19 protein-coding genes are annotated in these 17,458 nt (G+C 37.3%); 9 read left to right on the top strand and 10 right to left on the bottom strand.

Annotation, left to right across the window (positions count from 1 at the left end; all coding sequences use genetic code 11):
- Positions 1-86: 86 nt before the first annotated feature.
- From IWC72_RS09830 to IWC72_RS09815, 4 genes are all read left to right on the top strand, one after another.
- Positions 87-242, top strand: coding sequence for a hypothetical protein (locus tag IWC72_RS09830; RefSeq protein WP_194526035.1), 156 nt, complete (start codon positions 87-89; stop codon positions 240-242).
- 175 nt (positions 243-417) lie between these two features.
- On the top strand, positions 418-861 hold the full coding sequence (locus IWC72_RS09825) for a Spy/CpxP family protein refolding chaperone (protein ID WP_194526034.1): 444 nt from the start codon (positions 418-420) through the stop codon (positions 859-861).
- Between the two features lie 136 nt (positions 862-997).
- Entirely contained in the window at positions 998-1,486 is a 489-nt protein-coding gene (locus tag IWC72_RS09820) for a MepB family protein (RefSeq protein WP_194529661.1), read from the top strand.
- Positions 1,487-1,514: 28 nt separating this feature from the next.
- Complete coding sequence (locus IWC72_RS09815; protein ID WP_194526032.1) at positions 1,515-1,754, top strand: DUF1059 domain-containing protein; 240 nt, start codon at positions 1,515-1,517, stop codon at positions 1,752-1,754.
- Here IWC72_RS09815 and hemL read toward each other — a convergent pair whose 3' ends face one another.
- From hemL to IWC72_RS09795, 4 genes are all read right to left on the bottom strand, one after another.
- Complete coding sequence (hemL, locus tag IWC72_RS09810) at positions 1,755-3,035, bottom strand: glutamate-1-semialdehyde 2,1-aminomutase (RefSeq protein ID WP_194529660.1); 1,281 nt, start codon at positions 3,033-3,035, stop codon at positions 1,755-1,757.
- Complete coding sequence (locus IWC72_RS09805) at positions 3,036-3,890, bottom strand: glucosaminidase domain-containing protein (RefSeq protein WP_194529659.1); 855 nt, start codon at positions 3,888-3,890, stop codon at positions 3,036-3,038. It abuts the gene before it with no gap.
- On the bottom strand, positions 3,887-4,798 hold the full coding sequence (locus tag IWC72_RS09800) for a 1-aminocyclopropane-1-carboxylate deaminase/D-cysteine desulfhydrase (RefSeq protein ID WP_194529658.1): 912 nt from the start codon (positions 4,796-4,798) through the stop codon (positions 3,887-3,889). The genes IWC72_RS09805 and IWC72_RS09800 overlap by 4 nt, the downstream gene beginning before the upstream one ends.
- A gap of 63 nt (positions 4,799-4,861) precedes the next feature.
- A complete protein-coding gene (locus IWC72_RS09795; RefSeq protein ID WP_194529657.1) occupies positions 4,862-5,200 on the bottom strand; it encodes a hypothetical protein in 339 nt (112 codons plus the stop codon).
- 201 nt (positions 5,201-5,401) lie between these two features.
- Between IWC72_RS09795 and IWC72_RS09790 the strand changes: the two genes are divergently transcribed.
- The 4 genes from IWC72_RS09790 (at position 5,402) to IWC72_RS09775 (ending at position 9,403) form a co-directional block, all read left to right on the top strand.
- Positions 5,402-5,560 (top strand): DUF5522 domain-containing protein, encoded by a 159-nt coding sequence (locus tag IWC72_RS09790; RefSeq protein WP_194528118.1) that lies wholly within the window; start codon positions 5,402-5,404, stop codon positions 5,558-5,560.
- 78 nt (positions 5,561-5,638) lie between these two features.
- Complete coding sequence (locus IWC72_RS09785; protein ID WP_194529656.1) at positions 5,639-6,199, top strand: DUF4136 domain-containing protein; 561 nt, start codon at positions 5,639-5,641, stop codon at positions 6,197-6,199.
- Positions 6,200-6,344: 145 nt separating this feature from the next.
- A complete protein-coding gene (locus tag IWC72_RS09780) occupies positions 6,345-8,108 on the top strand; it encodes an aromatic amino acid hydroxylase (RefSeq protein ID WP_194529655.1) in 1,764 nt (587 codons plus the stop codon).
- A 38-nt stretch (positions 8,109-8,146) separates the two neighbouring features.
- Positions 8,147-9,403, top strand: a complete 1,257-nt coding sequence (locus IWC72_RS09775) for a glucuronyl esterase domain-containing protein (protein ID WP_317171402.1) — start codon at positions 8,147-8,149, stop codon at positions 9,401-9,403.
- Positions 9,404-9,417: 14 nt separating this feature from the next.
- Here the strand turns inward: IWC72_RS09775 and IWC72_RS09770 are convergent, their stop codons facing one another.
- The 6 genes from IWC72_RS09770 to IWC72_RS09745 all read right to left on the bottom strand — a co-directional run bounded on the left by IWC72_RS09770 (position 9,418) and on the right by IWC72_RS09745 (position 13,824).
- A complete protein-coding gene (locus IWC72_RS09770) occupies positions 9,418-10,032 on the bottom strand; it encodes a DUF4230 domain-containing protein (RefSeq protein WP_194526025.1) in 615 nt (204 codons plus the stop codon).
- A 50-nt stretch (positions 10,033-10,082) separates the two neighbouring features.
- Positions 10,083-11,054 (bottom strand): GSCFA domain-containing protein, encoded by a 972-nt coding sequence (locus IWC72_RS09765; RefSeq protein WP_194529654.1) that lies wholly within the window; start codon positions 11,052-11,054, stop codon positions 10,083-10,085.
- Between the two features lie 63 nt (positions 11,055-11,117).
- Positions 11,118-11,546: a DUF3995 domain-containing protein gene (locus IWC72_RS09760; protein WP_226979538.1), complete on the bottom strand. Its 429-nt coding sequence runs from the start codon at positions 11,544-11,546 to the stop codon at positions 11,118-11,120.
- Positions 11,547-11,633: 87 nt separating this feature from the next.
- Positions 11,634-12,047 carry a Crp/Fnr family transcriptional regulator gene (locus tag IWC72_RS09755; RefSeq protein ID WP_194529653.1) on the bottom strand — a complete coding sequence of 138 codons (414 nt, stop codon included), beginning with the start codon at positions 12,045-12,047 and terminating at the stop codon, positions 11,634-11,636.
- Between the two features lie 189 nt (positions 12,048-12,236).
- A complete protein-coding gene (locus IWC72_RS09750; RefSeq protein WP_194529652.1) occupies positions 12,237-13,112 on the bottom strand; it encodes a hypothetical protein in 876 nt (291 codons plus the stop codon).
- A gap of 1 nt (position 13,113) precedes the next feature.
- Positions 13,114-13,824 carry a hypothetical protein gene (locus IWC72_RS09745; protein ID WP_194529651.1) on the bottom strand — a complete coding sequence of 237 codons (711 nt, stop codon included), beginning with the start codon at positions 13,822-13,824 and terminating at the stop codon, positions 13,114-13,116.
- A 260-nt stretch (positions 13,825-14,084) separates the two neighbouring features.
- Between IWC72_RS09745 and IWC72_RS09740 the strand changes: the two genes are divergently transcribed.
- Complete coding sequence (locus IWC72_RS09740) at positions 14,085-17,348, top strand: ligand-binding sensor domain-containing protein (RefSeq protein WP_194529650.1); 3,264 nt, start codon at positions 14,085-14,087, stop codon at positions 17,346-17,348.
- Positions 17,349-17,458: the final 110 nt, after the last annotated feature.

The following is a 17,458-nucleotide window of genomic DNA, read 5'->3' as shown; positions in this document are numbered from 1 at the left end:
CCACACCCTAAGGTCGCTTTACAACAAGCTTTTCACCCGCCTAATTGTTTTGTCTAAATTAGTATCAGAATCAAAAAACATACGCCATGTCTCAAAAACTTAAAAGTTCTTTATACCTAGCAGGATTCGTAATTGCATCAATTATTTATTACAATCAAACCAATTCTGAACAGTCTCCCCAGACTATAGAAATGGCATCTGCAGATATGGAACAAGTTATTTCCCCAGAGGCACTGGACTAGAATACATAAACATTGAACGACCTACTATGTGAGGGCGAAGAAGCATTTCTTTGCCCTTTTTTTATACCTCAAAATCCCGTCTAATCATCTATTAATTAATTGATAAAAAAATAACATACGTTAAACCATTCTCCATTTTTCCACTCTAAGTAGTATAATCATTAAAATTAAAAACATGAAAAAGATACTTGTAGCATTAGTATGTATGGTTGGGCTTACCGCAATGGCCCAGAAGGAAAAAGGACATGGTAGAGATCAAATGAAAGATTTGACCGCAGAACAAATGGCCACACTTCAAACCAAAAAAATGACCTTGGCCTTAGACTTAACGTCTGGTCAACAACAGAAAATAAAGGCCATTCATTTGGAAGAAGCAAAAGAGCGTAAAGCCAAACACGAAGAACGCAAAGCACAGAGAGAAGAAGGCGAACGTAAAAAACCGACTTCCGAAGAAAGATATGCCATGCAAAATGCAAGATTGGACAAAATGATTGCTTTTAAAGCCGATATGAAAGATATCCTTTCTGCTGAGCAATATGAGAAATGGGAGAAAATGCACAAACGCAGAGGGAAAAAGCACTCCAAAGAGAATAAGGGAGAGCGTAAAGCGAGGAAATAAATAGATGAAGTTGATTTTTAAGAAAGAAGAGTTGCCACAATGCAACTCTTTTTTTGTGCTTATTTTCTACATATTTGATTAGGTTTACGATGCAGCACAAGAATTATACTTTTCATTAAAGACTTAGATCACACATATGAATTTCTCAATTAAAAATGCTATTTCTCAGGTTTATGAACCCTTAAAGTTATCGCTAACAAAATTTACGATTGAAGCGGAAAGTCAAGATTATGATGCTTGTAGGTTTCATCTTGGGTCAAAAATAATTATCTTTAGGAAAGCGAAAATAACTCCAAAGAAAGTTGGACAATTTGTTACTTTCTGGAAACGCGCTAAAACGGGTGTAATTTGTCCTTTTGAAGAAAGTGATTATTTCGACTTTTTTGTAATAGCTGCCAGTAAGGATAATTTTTCCGGGCAATTCGTTTTTCCCAAAAAACGCTTACTAGAGAAAGGAATAATATCGACTGAAAAAAAAGAGGGCAAAAGAGGTTTTCGCGTATATCCTCCTTGGGATGTGACAAAAAGTAAACAGGCCATTACAACTCAAAAATGGCAGGAAAAGTACTTTTTTCACATCCATGATACACTAGACGAAAATAGAATACGAATGCTTTATAACTAGCATAAATGCTAATCATAAAAACTGACCTATGAAAACAATGACCTGCAAGCAATTAGGGGGAGCCTGTGACACAAAATTCTCTGCTAATACCTTTGAAGAAATAGCTGAATTGAGCAAAAAACATGGAGCGGAAATGTTTCAAAAGAAAGACTCCGCCCATTTAGAAGCGATGAATGAAATGCGCAACCTTATGCAATCGCCCGAAGGCATGCAAGCATGGTTTGAAAACAAACGAAAAGAATTTGCTTCACTGCCCGAAAACTTGTGATTAAAATTCTATCTTTTTTAAAGCGGCCACGGTGGCATCAATATCATCATACGTTAAGGCATCATTTAAGAAGTAACTCTCAAAAGCACTTGGTGGCAGGTAAATACCGTTCTCCAACATACCGTGAAAGTACTTTTTAAAAGTGTCATTATTTCCTTTTGCAGAACTTTCAAAATCAACAACCTCATCTTCTGTAAAATGAACAGATATCATACTACCAAATCGGTTGATTTGATACGGAATCTCTTTTTCCTTTAAAACGGCATCTAAACCTTCATGGAGGTAAGCCGTCTTTTTAGCCAAGCTTTCAAAAACTTCCGGATTATTGTTCAATTCAGTAAGCATAGCCAATCCTGCAGCCATTGCTAATGGATTTCCACTTAAGGTTCCTGCTTGATATACTGGGCCTTCAGGTGCCAAATGCGACATAATTTCCGCGCGTGCGGCAAAAGCACCTACAGGCAGACCTCCGCCTATAACCTTTCCAAAGCACACAATATCGGCATCAATACCCAAAGCTTCCTGAGCACCACCTTTTCCTAAACGGAAGCCGGTCATCACCTCATCGAACAACAAAAGGATTCCTTCTTCGGTACAAAGTTCCCGAAGTCCCTTGATAAACTCATCCGAAGGAATAATACATCCCATATTACCCGCAACCGGTTCAATAATTACCGTTGCTATTTCACCTTTATTGGCTGCAACCAATTCACGAACACTCTCTAGATCGTTGTACTTTGCCAACAAAGTATCTTTTGCCGTACCTTGGGTAACACCAGGGCTATTTGGACTACCAAAAGTAACCGCACCACTACCCGCTTGTATCAAAAACGAATCGGAATGACCATGATAACAACCTGCAAATTTTATAATCTTATCCTTTCCGGTATATCCACGTGCCAAACGAACTGCACTCATACAGGCTTCCGTTCCGCTATTTACGAATCTAATTTTATCAATATTAGGCACCATTGAAACAGCCAATTGGGCAAGCTGAGTTTCAATTTCGGTAGGCATACCAAAAGAAGTACCTTGCTTTGCTTTCTCGATTACCGCATTTATTACGGGTTCATGAGCATGTCCCAAAATAAGTGGGCCCCAAGAGGCAATATAGTCTATCAACTTATTACCATCTTCATCATACAGGTAAGCGCCTTTAGCTTTCTTTACGAAAATTGGATCACCGCCAACTGCTTTAAATGCACGAACGGGTGAATTTACACCTCCTGGAATATATTTTTGTGCCTCTGCAAACAAGGCGCTACTTCTTTGATATAACATCTATTTATTGAAATTTTGTGTCTTAACGGTAAGTTCTTGACCAATGGCCAAATTATTATCATACATGTAGTTCCATCTTTTTAAATCATCAACGGAGACCGAATATGACCTAGATATAGAGTATAGCGTATCTCCCTTCTGAACTACATGAACTTGACTTTTGGTACGAGTAGCAACAACCGGTGCTTCTTTTCTTTGCCCGTAGCCTTGCTTCGCAATTTCAGTATCAAAAGCATACAATTTATAACGCTCAATTAATGAAATTAGCTTCTGTGGATAATGCTTATCCGTGGCATATCCGGCCTGTCTAAGACCCTTTGCCCACTTTTTATAATCATCATTTCTATAATCGAACAAAAAGGCATAGCGAGAACGGTTTCTTAAAAAAATACTATGATCACGATAAGAGTACATGGGGTGATTGTATTTCCTGAAGCACTCCCCTTTCTCATCATCATCATGAAAATCATAATCGCCCTCCCAACCTGTGTGGCATTTTATCCCAAAATGATTGTTTGTTTTTAGTGCCAAAGCGCCTTTTCCAAGTCCACTTTCCAATAGTCCTTGAGCCAAGGTGATACTTGCTGGAATACCGTAAGCCTTCATTTCCATCTGAGCGACTTCGGAGAAGGTTTCAATATACTCTTCCGGCGAGTTAATCGTAAAACGAATGAACTTACCGGTATCTTCGGGCATAGGATAAAGTCCATCGTCAGTAATCTTCGTTTCTTTCTTTACGACTACAGCCTCAGTTCTCTTAGGAGGAGCTTCTTTTCGGGTAGAAACCGTTCGTTTGGCCTTACATCCTATAAAAAATATACTTAGAAGCGATGCTATTATCAGTCTACGTATCATACGTTTATTAATGGTAGTTTTTTCTTTTGCAAAATGCGATTCACTCCTTCTATACCCTGTAGACCTCCTGTGTGGATAGCCAAAATATTAGTTTTGGGAGAGAAATAATCTTTTTGGACCAAATCCATTATTCCAAAAAGTAATTTTCCCGTATAAATGGGATCCAGCTGAATTTTCGTCTTCTTTAAAAAAGTATTCATAAAGTCAACCAACTCCCCAGTAACCTTGGCATAGCCCCCAAAATGATAATCGGATTGCAATTCCCAATTATTTCTTGCTGCGAATTTACAAATATCTTCTTGTAAAAAATCGCCTTTGAGTGCTGGAAACCCCAAAACTTTTTGTGAACTAGAAGCCGCATTGCTAATACCGGCAATTGTACCGCCTGTACCTACAGCACAGCAGATTACGTCAAAATCAGCATCGGCAGGGGTTAGAATCTCCTGACACCCCTTTATGGCCAAAGGATTGGTTCCACCCTCCGGTAAAAGATAAAAATCTCCGAATTCATTTTTTAGCTCCTCTAAAAAATTGGGAATTTCCTTTTGTCTATATAGATCCCGTGAAACAAACTTAAACTTCATACCATGGGATTGGGCCAACTTTAAAGTACTGTTCTCCTGCCATTTTTGAGCAATTTCTTCTCCTCTAATAATGCCAACAGTCTTCAAATTGTGAATTTTCCCTGCATAGGCAGTTGCCGCAATATGATTGGAAAAAGCACCTCCAAAAGTCAAAAGCGTACCAAAACCTTCTGCTTTTGCTTCCTCTAGATTGTATTTTAGCTTTCTGTATTTGTTGCCAGAAATTAAGGGGTGGATACGGTCTTCCCTTTTAATAACAAGAGAAACCCCTTTTTGGGCCAGTATTGGCAAATGTACTTCTTGATTGACAGTTGTTACACGCATATTTCACAAAAGTAGTGTGAAATACAGTACTATTAAAACCTAGCAACAACCATGCTTAATAGATTAAGCTTCTTTCCTGAATAAATATTTAAAGAAACTAAATGCATTACGCTCACTCGTATAATTTAGGTTCTTCTCATTTGAGTAGGCCTCCCTCTCAAAGCTAATATTCTGGTACGCCTTATAACTATCCAAATAGAATATGGTACGTATTAGCCATTCCGAGATATAGAAAAAGTAGAAGAAAACAATCAACAGTTCTTGTTGTTGTTTTAAATGAATCTTCTCATGATTGATCAAAACAATATCTTCTTTGAGCTCATCATGTTTTAAAATGATAAAAGGCCAAAGTGATAGACCAACATAGTTCTTATAAAAAAAATGTTTAAAGACTAAGATCATAATCAAAGGTTTAAACGGCACTTAACAAAGTTAATTGTTACTAGACCATCTTATTCGATAACACAACTTTGCCGCTATAATTGTAATCATTCGTTAAAATACTGCTAAAGGCTATAAGATGTACGTTTTTAGAATCCTTTTTAGCTCTTTATCAACAATAATGCAGTAATTTTAATCTAGAATGAAATGGAAGATAAGTTAATGAAAAAAATAATTCCGCCAGAAGAAGGCGACTTCTACCTATCGGAAGAAGGGTATAGAGTTTTTACAAAACAGTATCATTTAAAGAGAGGCTATTGTTGCGAGAGTGGTTGCAGACACTGCCCATATGGTTTCGACCCTAAAACGAACCGTCAATAAACACTGTTGTTCGGCATGATTTTTGAGACTATTTTCCTGAAGAAAATGATGTATTAACACCAAATACGATAATTAGTTATGAAAAAGATTAAAATTTTAGTGGTGCCCATGCTCGTGTTGCTATTTTTAAGTTCGTGTACCTCTGTACGTGTGCTTTCTGACTACGACAAAGAAGCCAATTTCAACAGTTACAAATCCTATGCTTTTTATAAGACCGGAATTGACAAATCCCAAATTTCCGATTTGGACAAAAAGAGAATCCTTAGAGCCATAGAGTCCGAAATGACCAAACGTGGCTTTTCCAAATCTGAAAACCCAGATATTTTAGTGAGTATTTTCACTAAGGAAAAAGAACAAGTTGATATCTACAACAACTACTGGGGTGGTGGTTGGGGCTGGGGCTGGAACCCGTATTACTGGGGGCCAGGCTGGGGCGGTGGCAATAATGTCAGCACCCGCACCGAAGGTTCATTATACATAGACCTAATAGACTCAAAAAGTAAAGAATTAGTTTGGCAAGGTAAGGGTGTTGGAAACCTAACAACCACCGGTAACATAGCCAAGAAAGAGGAGCGTATTCAAGAATTCGTATCTGAAATTCTAATGCAATACCCACCTAATATTGTGGCCACTAAATAATGGAAATAAATTAGGCACACCAAAAATACCAAAGCTCTTTTAATCAAAAGAGCTTTTTTTAGGTCTTTCTCGTTTATCGAAAAAGAATTAAAAGAAAAAACCCTATCTGCCCTTTTTTGTACCTTTATAAAAGAAACCCTCTAGTATGACGTACACTAGCAATCCTGTTTTAGACAAACTGCCCGTGCATTTGCAGCAGTATATAAAACCGCAAGACTATAGTGACTATTCCGCTATAGACCAGGCTGTTTGGAGGTACGTAATGCGTAAAAACGTGGATTACCTAAGTAAAGTAGCCCATACCTCCTACTTGGAGGGCTTACAGAAAACGGGGATTTCCATTGACTATATTCCTAATATGTACGGCATGAACCGTATTTTAAAGGAAATAGGTTGGGCTGCAGTTGCGGTTGACGGGTTTATACCTCCATCGGCATTTATGGAATTCCAAGCATATAATGTTCTTGTTATTGCTTCTGATATTCGTCAATTAGACCACATAGAATACACTCCTGCTCCCGACATTATACATGAAGGAGCTGGTCATGCCCCTATTATAGCTAATCCTGAATACGCCGAATATCTAAGACGATTTGGAGAAATAGGTTCCAAGGCAATTTCTAGTGCCAAAGATTACGAATTATATGAAGCCGTTCGCCACCTTTCTATCATAAAAGAGGCCCAAGGTACTCCACAAGATAAAATTGACAAGGCCGAAAACCGAATTGAAGAGCTACAGGAGAATATGGGCGAACCCAGTGAAATTGCACTCATACGAAACTTGCACTGGTGGACCGTTGAATACGGGCTTATAGGCACACCGGAAAATCCAAAAATATATGGCGCTGGACTCCTTTCCTCTATTGGCGAAAGTGCTTGGTGCATGACCAATGAAGTTGAAAAAAAGCCCTATTCTTTAGATGCCGCCTATACTTCTTTTGATATTACAAAACCACAGCCCCAGCTTTTTGTTACTCCAGATTTCGCTTACCTAAGTCAGGTTTTAGAGGAGTTTGCGAACACTATGGCTTTGCGAAAAGGCGGTTTGAGCGGAATAAACAAATTGATTGCATCCAAGGAACTAGGTACAATAGAACTCAGTACCGGACTACAGGTTTCAGGTAATTTTGATAAGGTTATATCATATGAAGGCAAACCTGCTTTCTTTCAAACCAATGGGCCAACCGCACTCTCTTTTAGAGATAAAGAACTTGTAGGTCATAGTATTAAAAAACATGCCGCCAGCTTTGGCTCTCCAATGGGTAAACTAAAAGGCATTAACCTGGCCATAGAAGATATGAGCCCGCTAGACCTTAAGGCCTATAACATTTTTGAAGGACAACACGTTTCTCTAGAATTTGAAGGCGAAATAAAGATTACAGGAGAAATCATCACTGGTACCCGAAATTTACAGGGAGAAATTATTTTAGTCACTTTTAAAAATTGTACTGTCACCCATAAAGACAACGTGCTCTTTAAGAGTGATGATGAAATGTACAGCATGGCGGTAGGCAGGGAAATAGTATCGGCATACAATGGCCCTGCGGATTTAAGCAGTTTTGATTTGGTTACCCATAAAGTTTCATCCACCACTATAAAACCAAAAAATAATACTTCGCATTCGCAATTAGAAGCATATTACGAGCAGGTCCGTCAGTATAGAGAAGGAAAAAACATTACAATTTCTAGGCACAAAGTATTTGAGGCCATTAGAGATACGTATCCTAACGATTGGTTATTACCTGTAGAACTTTACGAGTTAGCCAAAGAAAACGGAGACCATGACTTTGCCCATGAGATTTCAACCTATTTACAGACCGTAAAACTAAATAATCCCAAAGTAGGCCGTTTAATAGATGATGGTCTCGACTTGATAAACCATAAATTTAAAACCGAGGAATTGAACTAAAACCAACAATTCCTTAATTGACCCCAAACCAAAAAACCGTGAAACCATTACTTTTTATACTACTTACACTTACTACATTAGGACTTATGGCACAGCCAGAAGCCAACTATGATGAAACCAAAGTGCCAAAATTCTCGGTACCAGATCCCTTAACCACGTTCAGCGGAGAAGCAATTACCGATAGCCAAGAATGGGAAGAAAAGAGAAAACTGGAAATTTATCAATTTTTTGAAAAGCAGATATATGGAAAAGTACCCGCTTTATTAGATGAATATTCGTTTAAGGTTATTGAGCAAGATAACCAGGCTTTAGAAGGAAAAGCACAACGTAAACAAATAACCGTTGGCCTAAAGAAAAACAACCGCACACTCAATTTCAACATCCTTTTATATCTGCCTAACGGAAATGAAAAAGCACCGGTATTCCTAGGCTACAACTTTCACGGAAACCATACGGTAACAGATGACCCAAATGTTATTATTCCCGAAGCATGGAACGAAAACAATGCGGATTTAAAAATAAGCAGTAACAAAGCCACTGAAGCCTCTAGGGGCGTACGAATGCACCGTTGGAGCATAGATAAAATGCTGGACAACGGGTATGGATTGGCAACCGTTTATTATGGGGAAATAGACCCCGATAAAAATGACTTTTCAGACGGTTTGCATAGTCTGTTCTATGCGGAAGAACAGACCAAACCCAAAACCAATGAATGGGGCAGTATAGCAGCTTGGGCCTATGGTCTTAGCCGTGCCATGGATTATTTAGAGAACGACACCAATATCTCCAATGTAATTGTTTTTGGACATTCTAGACTAGGAAAAGCAGCATTATGGGCTGGAGCTACGGACGACCGTTTTTCTGGGGTGATAAGCAATAATTCCGGTTGTGGCGGTGCTGCATTATTTAAACGAAAATTTGGCGAAACCATAGGTCACATCAATAATTCGTTCCCGCATTGGTTTTCCGAAAGTTTTAAAAAATACAGTAATAAAGAAGAAATTTTACCAGTTGACCAACATCAATTATTGGCACTAATAGCGCCAAGACCTTTATACGTAGCAAGCGCCGTTGAAGACGAATGGGCAGACCCAAAAGGTGAATTTCTTTCTACACAATATGCATCTAAAGTTTATGGCCTTTACGGTAAAAAAGGAATTGATTTAACGGAGTTTCCTGAAACGGACCGTCCCATTCAGCAAACTATGGCTTACCACATGAGAAGTGGCAAGCATGATGTTACTGCGTATGATTGGGACCAATATATGACCTGGGCAGAGACTTTTGCAAAATAAAACTCAAGTTGATTTTAATCTTTAAAAAGCACTTCAGGCAGATTCTGCTCTACAGGTTGATTTTTGTATGACAGCGTCCACCCCATGGAATTCGTCAAAATATAGAATTTCTGCAGTTCACTAATCAGCCGGTTTTCAGCATTGCTTTTTAATGCCGATGCTTCTACTTTTTTCATAAGTGAAGCCTTTACATTTTTTTTGATTTTATTGTAATCGGAAGCTTCAAACATGTTTAGGTAATCGGAAGTGACATCATAATATTCAAAATCAGGATTGATTTTCACTTCGGCTTCAGGTATGCTTTTAATATGCAGTGTTTTGGTTGACTCGTCTACTTCAAATTCAATCTTACTTAAATCATAAGCTATGGTCACATCAGCATTTACAACAACCAAAGCTTTCTTTTCTGCGGATATAAAAGGACCGAAAAGCATTTTTGAATCTTTGTAATTGTACACTTCGGCAAAATGGCCTTCGGTAACGATCAACTTGCTCACATTGTCTATCTGCGTCTGAATAAGCATACTATTCTCCTGAAGGATAGATTTCTCTTCCCTATCCTCAGCACATGAACGAAAAACCAGCACAGCAGCCAAAGTAATTAAGACACCTAAAAATACTTTTTTCATAAGATGAAGTTACAATACAAATTGAAATTGACGAAACTAAAAAAGCTAATCTAGCTGCCTGAATTAGGGTTGGTAAATTCCATAAACGGGAACTGCTTTTGCATATCGCTTATTTTTGTCTGTAACGATTTTAAAAACTTTAAATGCTGTTCAGAAGTTGGATGAAATGGCCTATGACTTAATCCCTTTTGAATGGCATCAACCTGTTGCATTGTTTTTTGAGCCTCCTCTGCAATCCACGCTATTTTAAACTTCTCCCAGATGTAATCAATAGCTAATTGATTTGGGTGTACCATATCCTCTTTATAAAAGCGATAATCGCGTAGCTCATCCATTTGTATCTCGTAAGAAGGAAAGTAATCCGCCTTTACTGTAGAAGTGGAAATAACCTCATGAACAGCAGCTACTAAATGTGCCTTGCTCCGTTGATTTTCAACAAAACCATCTTTTATATGACGTACCGGTGATACGGTAAAAATAAATTGGGCATTGGGATTGAGAGATTGTACCGAAGCCATGATACTGTTGAGACTCGCAATAATCTCTTCAATACGCAACAACGCTTTAGAAAACTGTTTTTGAGGAACTTTATGACAGTTGGCTACTACGGCATCTATTTCCAGATGACGGTATACCCAAGCCGTACCCAGTGTTATGCAAATGTGTGTAGCTTGCTCCAAATGTTTTGCAGTTTGTTCAATTCCTTGGTTTAAGGCGTTGAGCAAGCTTTCTTTAGAAACAGCACTTAAATCCGAATGTGCATCATAGCACTGCCAGCGTTCGTTGTGAAAAAACACATCTTCTTCCGTGTAGACCTTCCCTAATATGGTTCGAGAGACCAAATTTTCAATTGCCAACGGATGAAACAAAATACCAAACGGGTTCTGAAGTGCCCGAAACTCGAAGTAACTGAACTTTTGCCCAATATTCTCCGAAAAACAGGATCCCAATAACACTAACCTACTGTCATAGTTAACTTGATTTTGAGCCTTTTGTAAAGGTATTTGGGTTTGGAGTTTCATCTTAATTTGTTGCTTTTTCTACCGCTCAAAGATAGTGTCTAATTTAGAGGATTTTCAATTCCTTCAACTCAGATATTGAATCAGCATTCCCATTATACCAATTGTTAGACATAAAGGAACAAATACTTTTGAATCTGCTTTTGCGAATGTGGTATGTTTTATTTTCTTAAAAAAGCCAACATAATTAAAATCGCCTATGGCCCGTAAAATAAAAATAGAAGGAATAAACCAATATGCATAATTTATAATCCAATTTGAAACCTGAAATTCTATCAAACTTGATTTCAAAAGATAAACAAGACCAAATGAAACCAAAACAAGACCTACTATTAATGTTGCTATTTTAGGAATAGCCAGTGAGTTTACCTCGTTTTCTCTTGTTGGAATTGCTTTTTTCAATGCCCAAACTCCACCAAAAAGCCAATAGAAATGAATACCGCCAAGAGCAATAAAAATTAAGAATAGAATCACCGATAAAATCATGACAATCATACGCACAGGTTTTGAAAAATTACTCCATTTGTTTAACTGAAGGCAATTTCTAGAAATACAACTAGATTATGACTTAACTCTGGGTAATTAATGTTTTGAAATCTGATTTCTGATTCTACTTAATGATTGGGGCGTTATCCCCAAATAGCTGGCAATATGTTTCAAAGCATATTTTTGAAAGTAGTCCGGATGATCTTTTAACAAAAGTAAATATCTTTCCTTGGGAGTTAAGAATAATAGCTGTTCCGTTCTACGTTTGCTATTTACAAATATCTGTTCACTAATAATTCTACCAAATTTATTCCAATAAAAGGAGGTGTCATATAACGAATTTAGTCCTGCTCTGTCTAAAAAAATAGCTTCCCCTTTTTCAATAGACTGAATTCGTAAAGTAGACGGCTCTTGACTAATAAAACTCTCGTAATCCGTAATAAATTCATTATCCGACCTCAGCAAGAGATTGGTTTCAACTAGCTGGTCATCTGTATGATAAGACCGCATAGAACCCGACTTTATAAAAGCAATGAAACTACATATCTGAGGCGGACATAACAACTGATCCCCTTCTTTAAATTTTATGATGGATAAATGAGGCTCTATCGCTTTCCAATCGCTTTCCTCTATAGCGAGAATAGCGTTTAATATGTGTTTTAGTTTTTCGATTGTTTGTACAATTTTTAAAAATGTTCTTTAGACCGATTGTTTTAAAAGCTTTTTTTTGATTTGATATTCAAACCTCAAAACTCGTAATCCCCATAAAGTTAAGGTCTGTTCCGCCTTAATACTTTCATTACCCGAACCAACAACCAGTTCATCCTTAAATGATGAAATAAACTTAGTCCATATATTCCCTTTAGAATCGCTTAAAAGAAAATAAAATCCGCTATCGCCAATTGCCTTTCCTGAAGATGTCAAAATTAATTCGCCGTTCCTCCCCACTGTTGGGCTTAATATGACCGTTGCATTACCATTGGGCAAAGGAAATACTGCTTTAACACAAGTCTGCCCAGATGGAATGGTACAGGTTTCATATACCCCGGAATACACCACTTGTCCCGAGGTTTTAAAGGTCCTGAGCCAAATGGTACGCTTTACTTTTTTGGCTTGGCCATCCAACAAGTAAATTACTTTACTTGTCATTGCTTCGGAACCATTACTATTTTTAATGGGTACATTCAATTGTTCAATTCTATTACTAAATAATAAACGTAAAAGCACACCAAACCCTTTAAAAAAGGGATTCCATTTCACTTTTAAGTCAAAGTCATACGTACTGGTATTTTCATAAAAATCAATTACATTTTTGGACAATTTATCCAGCTCTGTTTGAGGTAGTTTAAGTTGACTAATGGATTGCAATATACCTTTGGCATGGGTACTTTTATCTTTACTTAACCTTTCCTTATGCGCCAGCTCTTGAATAAACTTCTCTCCAATTCCGTTTTTTGTTCCAAAAGGCCCCAGAAGCCACTTAATAGTGTCTTCATCAACTTTTTCCCCAAATAGGATAACCCATTGTTGGGTAACCCAATCCTGTACGTTTTGCTTAAGAATAGCAAGCCCCATTTTAATTTTCTTTTAGATTAGGAACAAAATTCTTTTGACCTTTCCATGAACCAGATTCCGAGATGGGTTTAAAACGTAAAGTGGTAAATTCAAAATGAAAGCTTTTCCGGTCTCTTTCTTTCATTGCAACGGCATGCCTTTTGGGTTTAGGCACCTTATTATGACCATGAACCATATCTGTCATTTCTTGCTCCGTTCTCCAAATGGAAAATGTTGATACAGTATTGGGGAATTTAAACGAAGCTAATGAAAGTGTAGTTCCAGGGTGGTCTCGGACCAGCTTTTCTACAGGTCTGCCCCAATGCAGAAATCTTGGGATTTGAAGAGGTTTCATTCTAGCGATCGTAACTGCTATTACAGGAGAATTAGCGCCATCTAACTCGGATTTATGTTCTGGAATCCTAAAGTCTTTAAACCTACCCCACTCTCGCATAAAAGACAAACGAACATGCCAGCCGTTAGCAAGAGTCCTCCCAAATCTCTCTTCTTGCAAATAATCATCCAGCGCATTTTCATCTTCCCATTGGGCGAAAACCACCACCTCTTGGATTAAAAACCTTGATGTCGAAACAATTGCAGAACCCAAAGTCATAGAAGACATGTATTCCGCATGAATTAATCCCTTTGTGTTCTTAGGAATAGGATTTATACATATTGCTTTAATAGCCGTTGAAAATGGTATTTTGACCAAATGGTAAGAAAATATACTCATGCTAAAATTAATATTGATGCGAGAGGACAATCTACCTAAACCATAGCTCCAATGCCCAATTATGAATTTTAAAGATAGTTTTTTAGTTTGACAGCGATATCTAAAAAGGAGCCATGTATTCTATATAATAACCAAACTCTTTCCGCTATTTACCGTTAGTATTTATTCTTATTTCATATAAAAATTTGCATCAATACATTTTTGGACGTAATTTCTTACCTTTAGATACGTTAAAATAGACATACTACACCACCCGAAAAATGTTTTTAAAGTATTGTTGCAAGGTTTTTACTTTTTTCATTCTTTTTCTTTCCATACATACGGTTAGACCTCAAGATGCAACATCCTTTAATTTCCAACATATAACAGAAGGAATATCGCATAGTACAGCTACTGTTTTTTTAGAAGATAGTTACGGTTTTATCTGGATCGGAACTAGAAATGGACTGAATAGATACGATGGTAAGGATTTTGAAATATTCAACAAAACGCTAAATGGCGTAAATGGACTTACCCACGAATACGTAGTTTCCCTATATGAGGATGGCGAAAACATACTAATTAGCACCAATGATGGCCTAAGCTTATACGACCGCAGTTTAAATCTAGTAGTTCCGTATCCCTTTAAGAAAGAGGGGAAGAAAATTGAATCCAAAAGGTTTCAAGGGGTAACAAAACTACATGGCTATTTATGGCTGGGCACGGAAAAAAGCGGACTATACAGATATCAACCAGAAACGGGAGACCTAAAACACCTTAAAATTCCAAATGACTATATAAAACTAAAAAATAAGCGGATAGACCGAGTCCTTGAAATAATGCCCCTGGCCAACGATCACATGTTGGTTATTACCACCTACAATATTTTAGTGATAAACAAGGAAATGGAAATCCTGAACAAACTTCAGCAAAAAGACGAAATTTTCGCAACCACCGCTCTGGGAGAAAACAACTATTTACTAGGCACCCTTAATGGGTCTCTAGTACAACTAGAGGTTGATAAGAATTTAAAGTTCCTTATCAAAAGAAAAAATGTTAGTCCCGGTTATTGCATCCGTTCCTTAGCAAAGGGCCGCAACCGTGAATTATGGATAGGAACAGAAAACAACGGCCTCTATATCTACAACAAAAATTTAGAACAGGTACAACATATAGAATATAGTGTTTACAGACCCAATTCCATCTCGGGCAACTCTATTTGGGCACTATTAAATACGCGTAACGGCATTATGTGGGTGGCTCCCTATAGGAGTGGCCTTAATTTCCACGATCCTGAGCTATTTAAGTTCAGACATTTTACTTCAGACCCATTAAACCCTAAATCTTTAAGTAACAAGTTGATAAATTGTTTTAGCAAAGATCCCAATGGGAATGTATGGATAGGAACGGACGGTGGTGGATTAAATTATTGGAACAGAAGTTTAAATACATTTGACCATTATTCTATAAAGAACAAGAATTTTGGCAGTGATGTAGTGCTTTCATTACTACAGACAAAACAAAACGAATTATGGGTCGGTACTTGGACCAATGGTATTATCGTCTTTAATACGAAAAGTAAAAAGTATGATGAATTAAATACACAGAACTCATTTTTAAAATCCAACATCGTAGTTGATCTCTTGCTAGACAAAAAGGATCGTATCTGGGTTGTAAATTTTTTTACAGGCTTACAGCTTTTCAATCCAAAGACAAACAAACATGAAGATATCGTTCTGACCTCTGAAGTAGATGGTACCGAAATAAATTCGTTAAACACCATATTTGAAGATAATCAAGGTAATATTTGGATTGGAGCACTCAATTCCGGCTTATTTAAACTATCAGAAAACAACGGTACTTGGACGAGCGCGCATTATCACATTAAGAATTCGCTAAGTAACAATTTTGTCAACTCCATTATTCAGGATACCGAAAATACCATTTGGGTCGGCACCCAAGGAGGACTTAACAAATACATCCCTGAAAATGATTCTTTTGAGATAATCAACAAATCAGACGGACTCAAAAATGATGCTATTAAAGAAATTATAGATGATAAGAACAAACATCTATGGTTAAGTACGGAGGAAGGTATTATTAGATACCATACGGATACCGGAAAAACAATGGAATATGGGGTGGTTGATGGTCTGCAGGCTAACCAATTCAACCCTAACGCCTCACTGGTTACCAACAAAGGAGAGTATATATTTGGGGGCGTAAACGGATTCAATATTTTTACCGCCAAGGATGTTGTTAAACGAAAAGATAAACTTACCCTGTTTATTTCGGACCTTAAAATTTTCAACAAATCAGTTCTACCAAATGATGAATTTGGTGTTTTAGAGAAGGATATTAGCCAAGTAGATTCCCTTACCCTCAACTATGACCAATCCGTAATAAATATTGATTTTAAGGCCCTTACCATGAGACACCCAGAAAGTGTTGACTATGCCTTTTATTTAGAGGGGTTTGAAAAAAACTGGAACTATGTAGGAAACAATCCCAGTGCCACATATACCAACCTAAACCCCGGAGCATATACGTTACGCATGAAATCTACCAATTCCGATGGAGTTTGGATAGATAATGAATTGAAACTGCACATGACTATTACCCCGCCCTATTGGCAAATGTGGTGGTTCCAATTTTTATTGGTCGTTCTGGTTTTACTATTACTGTATTTAGCCTATTACCTCAAAGTCCGAAATATCAAAAAAAACCAAAAAATATTAGTTCAAAAAGTAGCGGAACGTACTAGGGAACTAAGGCATCAAAAAAACAAACTTGAAGAAGCCGCAAGTAGCTTACAATCAAAAAACAAGGAAATTCAACAATTTACCTTTGCCGTGTCCCATGACTTAAAAAGTCCGCTTAATAATATTAAAGGACTTGCCGGTCTTGTACCCATATCCATTGAAGCAAAAGATTTTAAGACAGTAGAAGAATATCTCAACTTAATAGATATTTCCTGTGATAACATGAGCGCATTGATTTCGGATATCACCAAAATTGCGGAATTGGGTAAAGTCGAAAATAAAAATGAACTGTTGAACACCAATGAAATATTGAATTTGTCCAAGGATTTGATAAAGGGAAATCTTGACAAAGAAAAAGTTGAGCTCACTATTGCGAACGATTTACCCAAAATATATGGTGACCGCAAACGTATAACCCAGGTATTCAGTAACTTTTTAGATAATTCCATCAAATATATGGGAGACCAAAAAAATCCTAAAATATCTGTGGATTATATTGATAATGGGGACACTAACAGCTTCTTAGTACGTGATAATGGATTAGGGATGAATGAAAACGCCTTACAAAATCTATTTACACCATTTGAACGTTTTCACAAAAATACAGAAGGTACAGGCTTGGGGCTTTATATGGTGAAAAAAATAGCGGTTTCTCATGGAGGAACCATCGTTGCAGAATCTGAAGGCGTCGGAAAAGGAACCACCTTTAAGCTTACTCTACCAAAAGCGGAAATAGCTATGCAAAAAGCAAAAAATAACAATCGGTTACGAACTGAGTCATAGAAACAACTAGCGGTTCTAAGCAGCTCAACACCTCTATTAAACTACCCAAAAGGATTTCACCCTTATCTATTCAATATATTCGTAATCCATTGAATACACTCCTCTTCATC

This window comes from Zobellia roscoffensis (assembly GCF_015330165.1).
Lineage (GTDB): Bacteria > Bacteroidota > Bacteroidia > Flavobacteriales > Flavobacteriaceae > Zobellia > Zobellia roscoffensis.
The sequence above is the reverse complement of the archived record's forward strand: the minus strand, read 5'-3'. Positions and strand labels throughout refer to the sequence as shown.

What these genes read in the sequence shown, in the direction of transcription:
- IWC72_RS09755 (WP_194529653.1), bottom strand. Translation starts at nt 12,047, where the DNA reads ATGCGGTCTTATCATACAGATGACCAGCTAGTTGAAACCAATCTCTTG.
- IWC72_RS09795 (WP_194529657.1), bottom strand. Translation starts at nt 5,200, where the DNA reads ATGATCTTAGTCTTTAAACATTTTTTTTATAAGAACTATGTTGGTCTA.
- IWC72_RS09805 (WP_194529659.1), bottom strand. Translation starts at nt 3,890, where the DNA reads ATGATACGTAGACTGATAATAGCATCGCTTCTAAGTATATTTTTTATA.
- IWC72_RS09800 (WP_194529658.1), bottom strand. Translation starts at nt 4,798, where the DNA reads ATGCGTGTAACAACTGTCAATCAAGAAGTACATTTGCCAATACTGGCC.
- IWC72_RS09820 (WP_194529661.1), top strand. Translation starts at nt 998, where the DNA reads ATGAATTTCTCAATTAAAAATGCTATTTCTCAGGTTTATGAACCCTTA.
- IWC72_RS09745 (WP_194529651.1), bottom strand. Translation starts at nt 13,824, where the DNA reads ATGAGTATATTTTCTTACCATTTGGTCAAAATACCATTTTCAACGGCT.
- IWC72_RS09750 (WP_194529652.1), bottom strand. Translation starts at nt 13,112, where the DNA reads ATGGGGCTTGCTATTCTTAAGCAAAACGTACAGGATTGGGTTACCCAA.
- IWC72_RS09815 (WP_194526032.1), top strand. Translation starts at nt 1,515, where the DNA reads ATGAAAACAATGACCTGCAAGCAATTAGGGGGAGCCTGTGACACAAAA.
- IWC72_RS09825 (WP_194526034.1), top strand. Translation starts at nt 418, where the DNA reads ATGAAAAAGATACTTGTAGCATTAGTATGTATGGTTGGGCTTACCGCA.
- IWC72_RS09765 (WP_194529654.1), bottom strand. Translation starts at nt 11,054, where the DNA reads ATGAAACTCCAAACCCAAATACCTTTACAAAAGGCTCAAAATCAAGTT.
- IWC72_RS09740 (WP_194529650.1), top strand. Translation starts at nt 14,085, where the DNA reads ATGTTTTTAAAGTATTGTTGCAAGGTTTTTACTTTTTTCATTCTTTTT.
- IWC72_RS09830 (WP_194526035.1), top strand. Translation starts at nt 87, where the DNA reads ATGTCTCAAAAACTTAAAAGTTCTTTATACCTAGCAGGATTCGTAATT.
- IWC72_RS09770 (WP_194526025.1), bottom strand. Translation starts at nt 10,032, where the DNA reads ATGAAAAAAGTATTTTTAGGTGTCTTAATTACTTTGGCTGCTGTGCTG.
- IWC72_RS09785 (WP_194529656.1), top strand. Translation starts at nt 5,639, where the DNA reads ATGAAAAAGATTAAAATTTTAGTGGTGCCCATGCTCGTGTTGCTATTT.
- IWC72_RS09780 (WP_194529655.1), top strand. Translation starts at nt 6,345, where the DNA reads ATGACGTACACTAGCAATCCTGTTTTAGACAAACTGCCCGTGCATTTG.
- IWC72_RS09760 (WP_226979538.1), bottom strand. Translation starts at nt 11,546, where the DNA reads ATGATTGTCATGATTTTATCGGTGATTCTATTCTTAATTTTTATTGCT.
- hemL (WP_194529660.1), bottom strand. Translation starts at nt 3,035, where the DNA reads ATGTTATATCAAAGAAGTAGCGCCTTGTTTGCAGAGGCACAAAAATAT.
- IWC72_RS09790 (WP_194528118.1), top strand. Translation starts at nt 5,402, where the DNA reads ATGAAAAAAATAATTCCGCCAGAAGAAGGCGACTTCTACCTATCGGAA.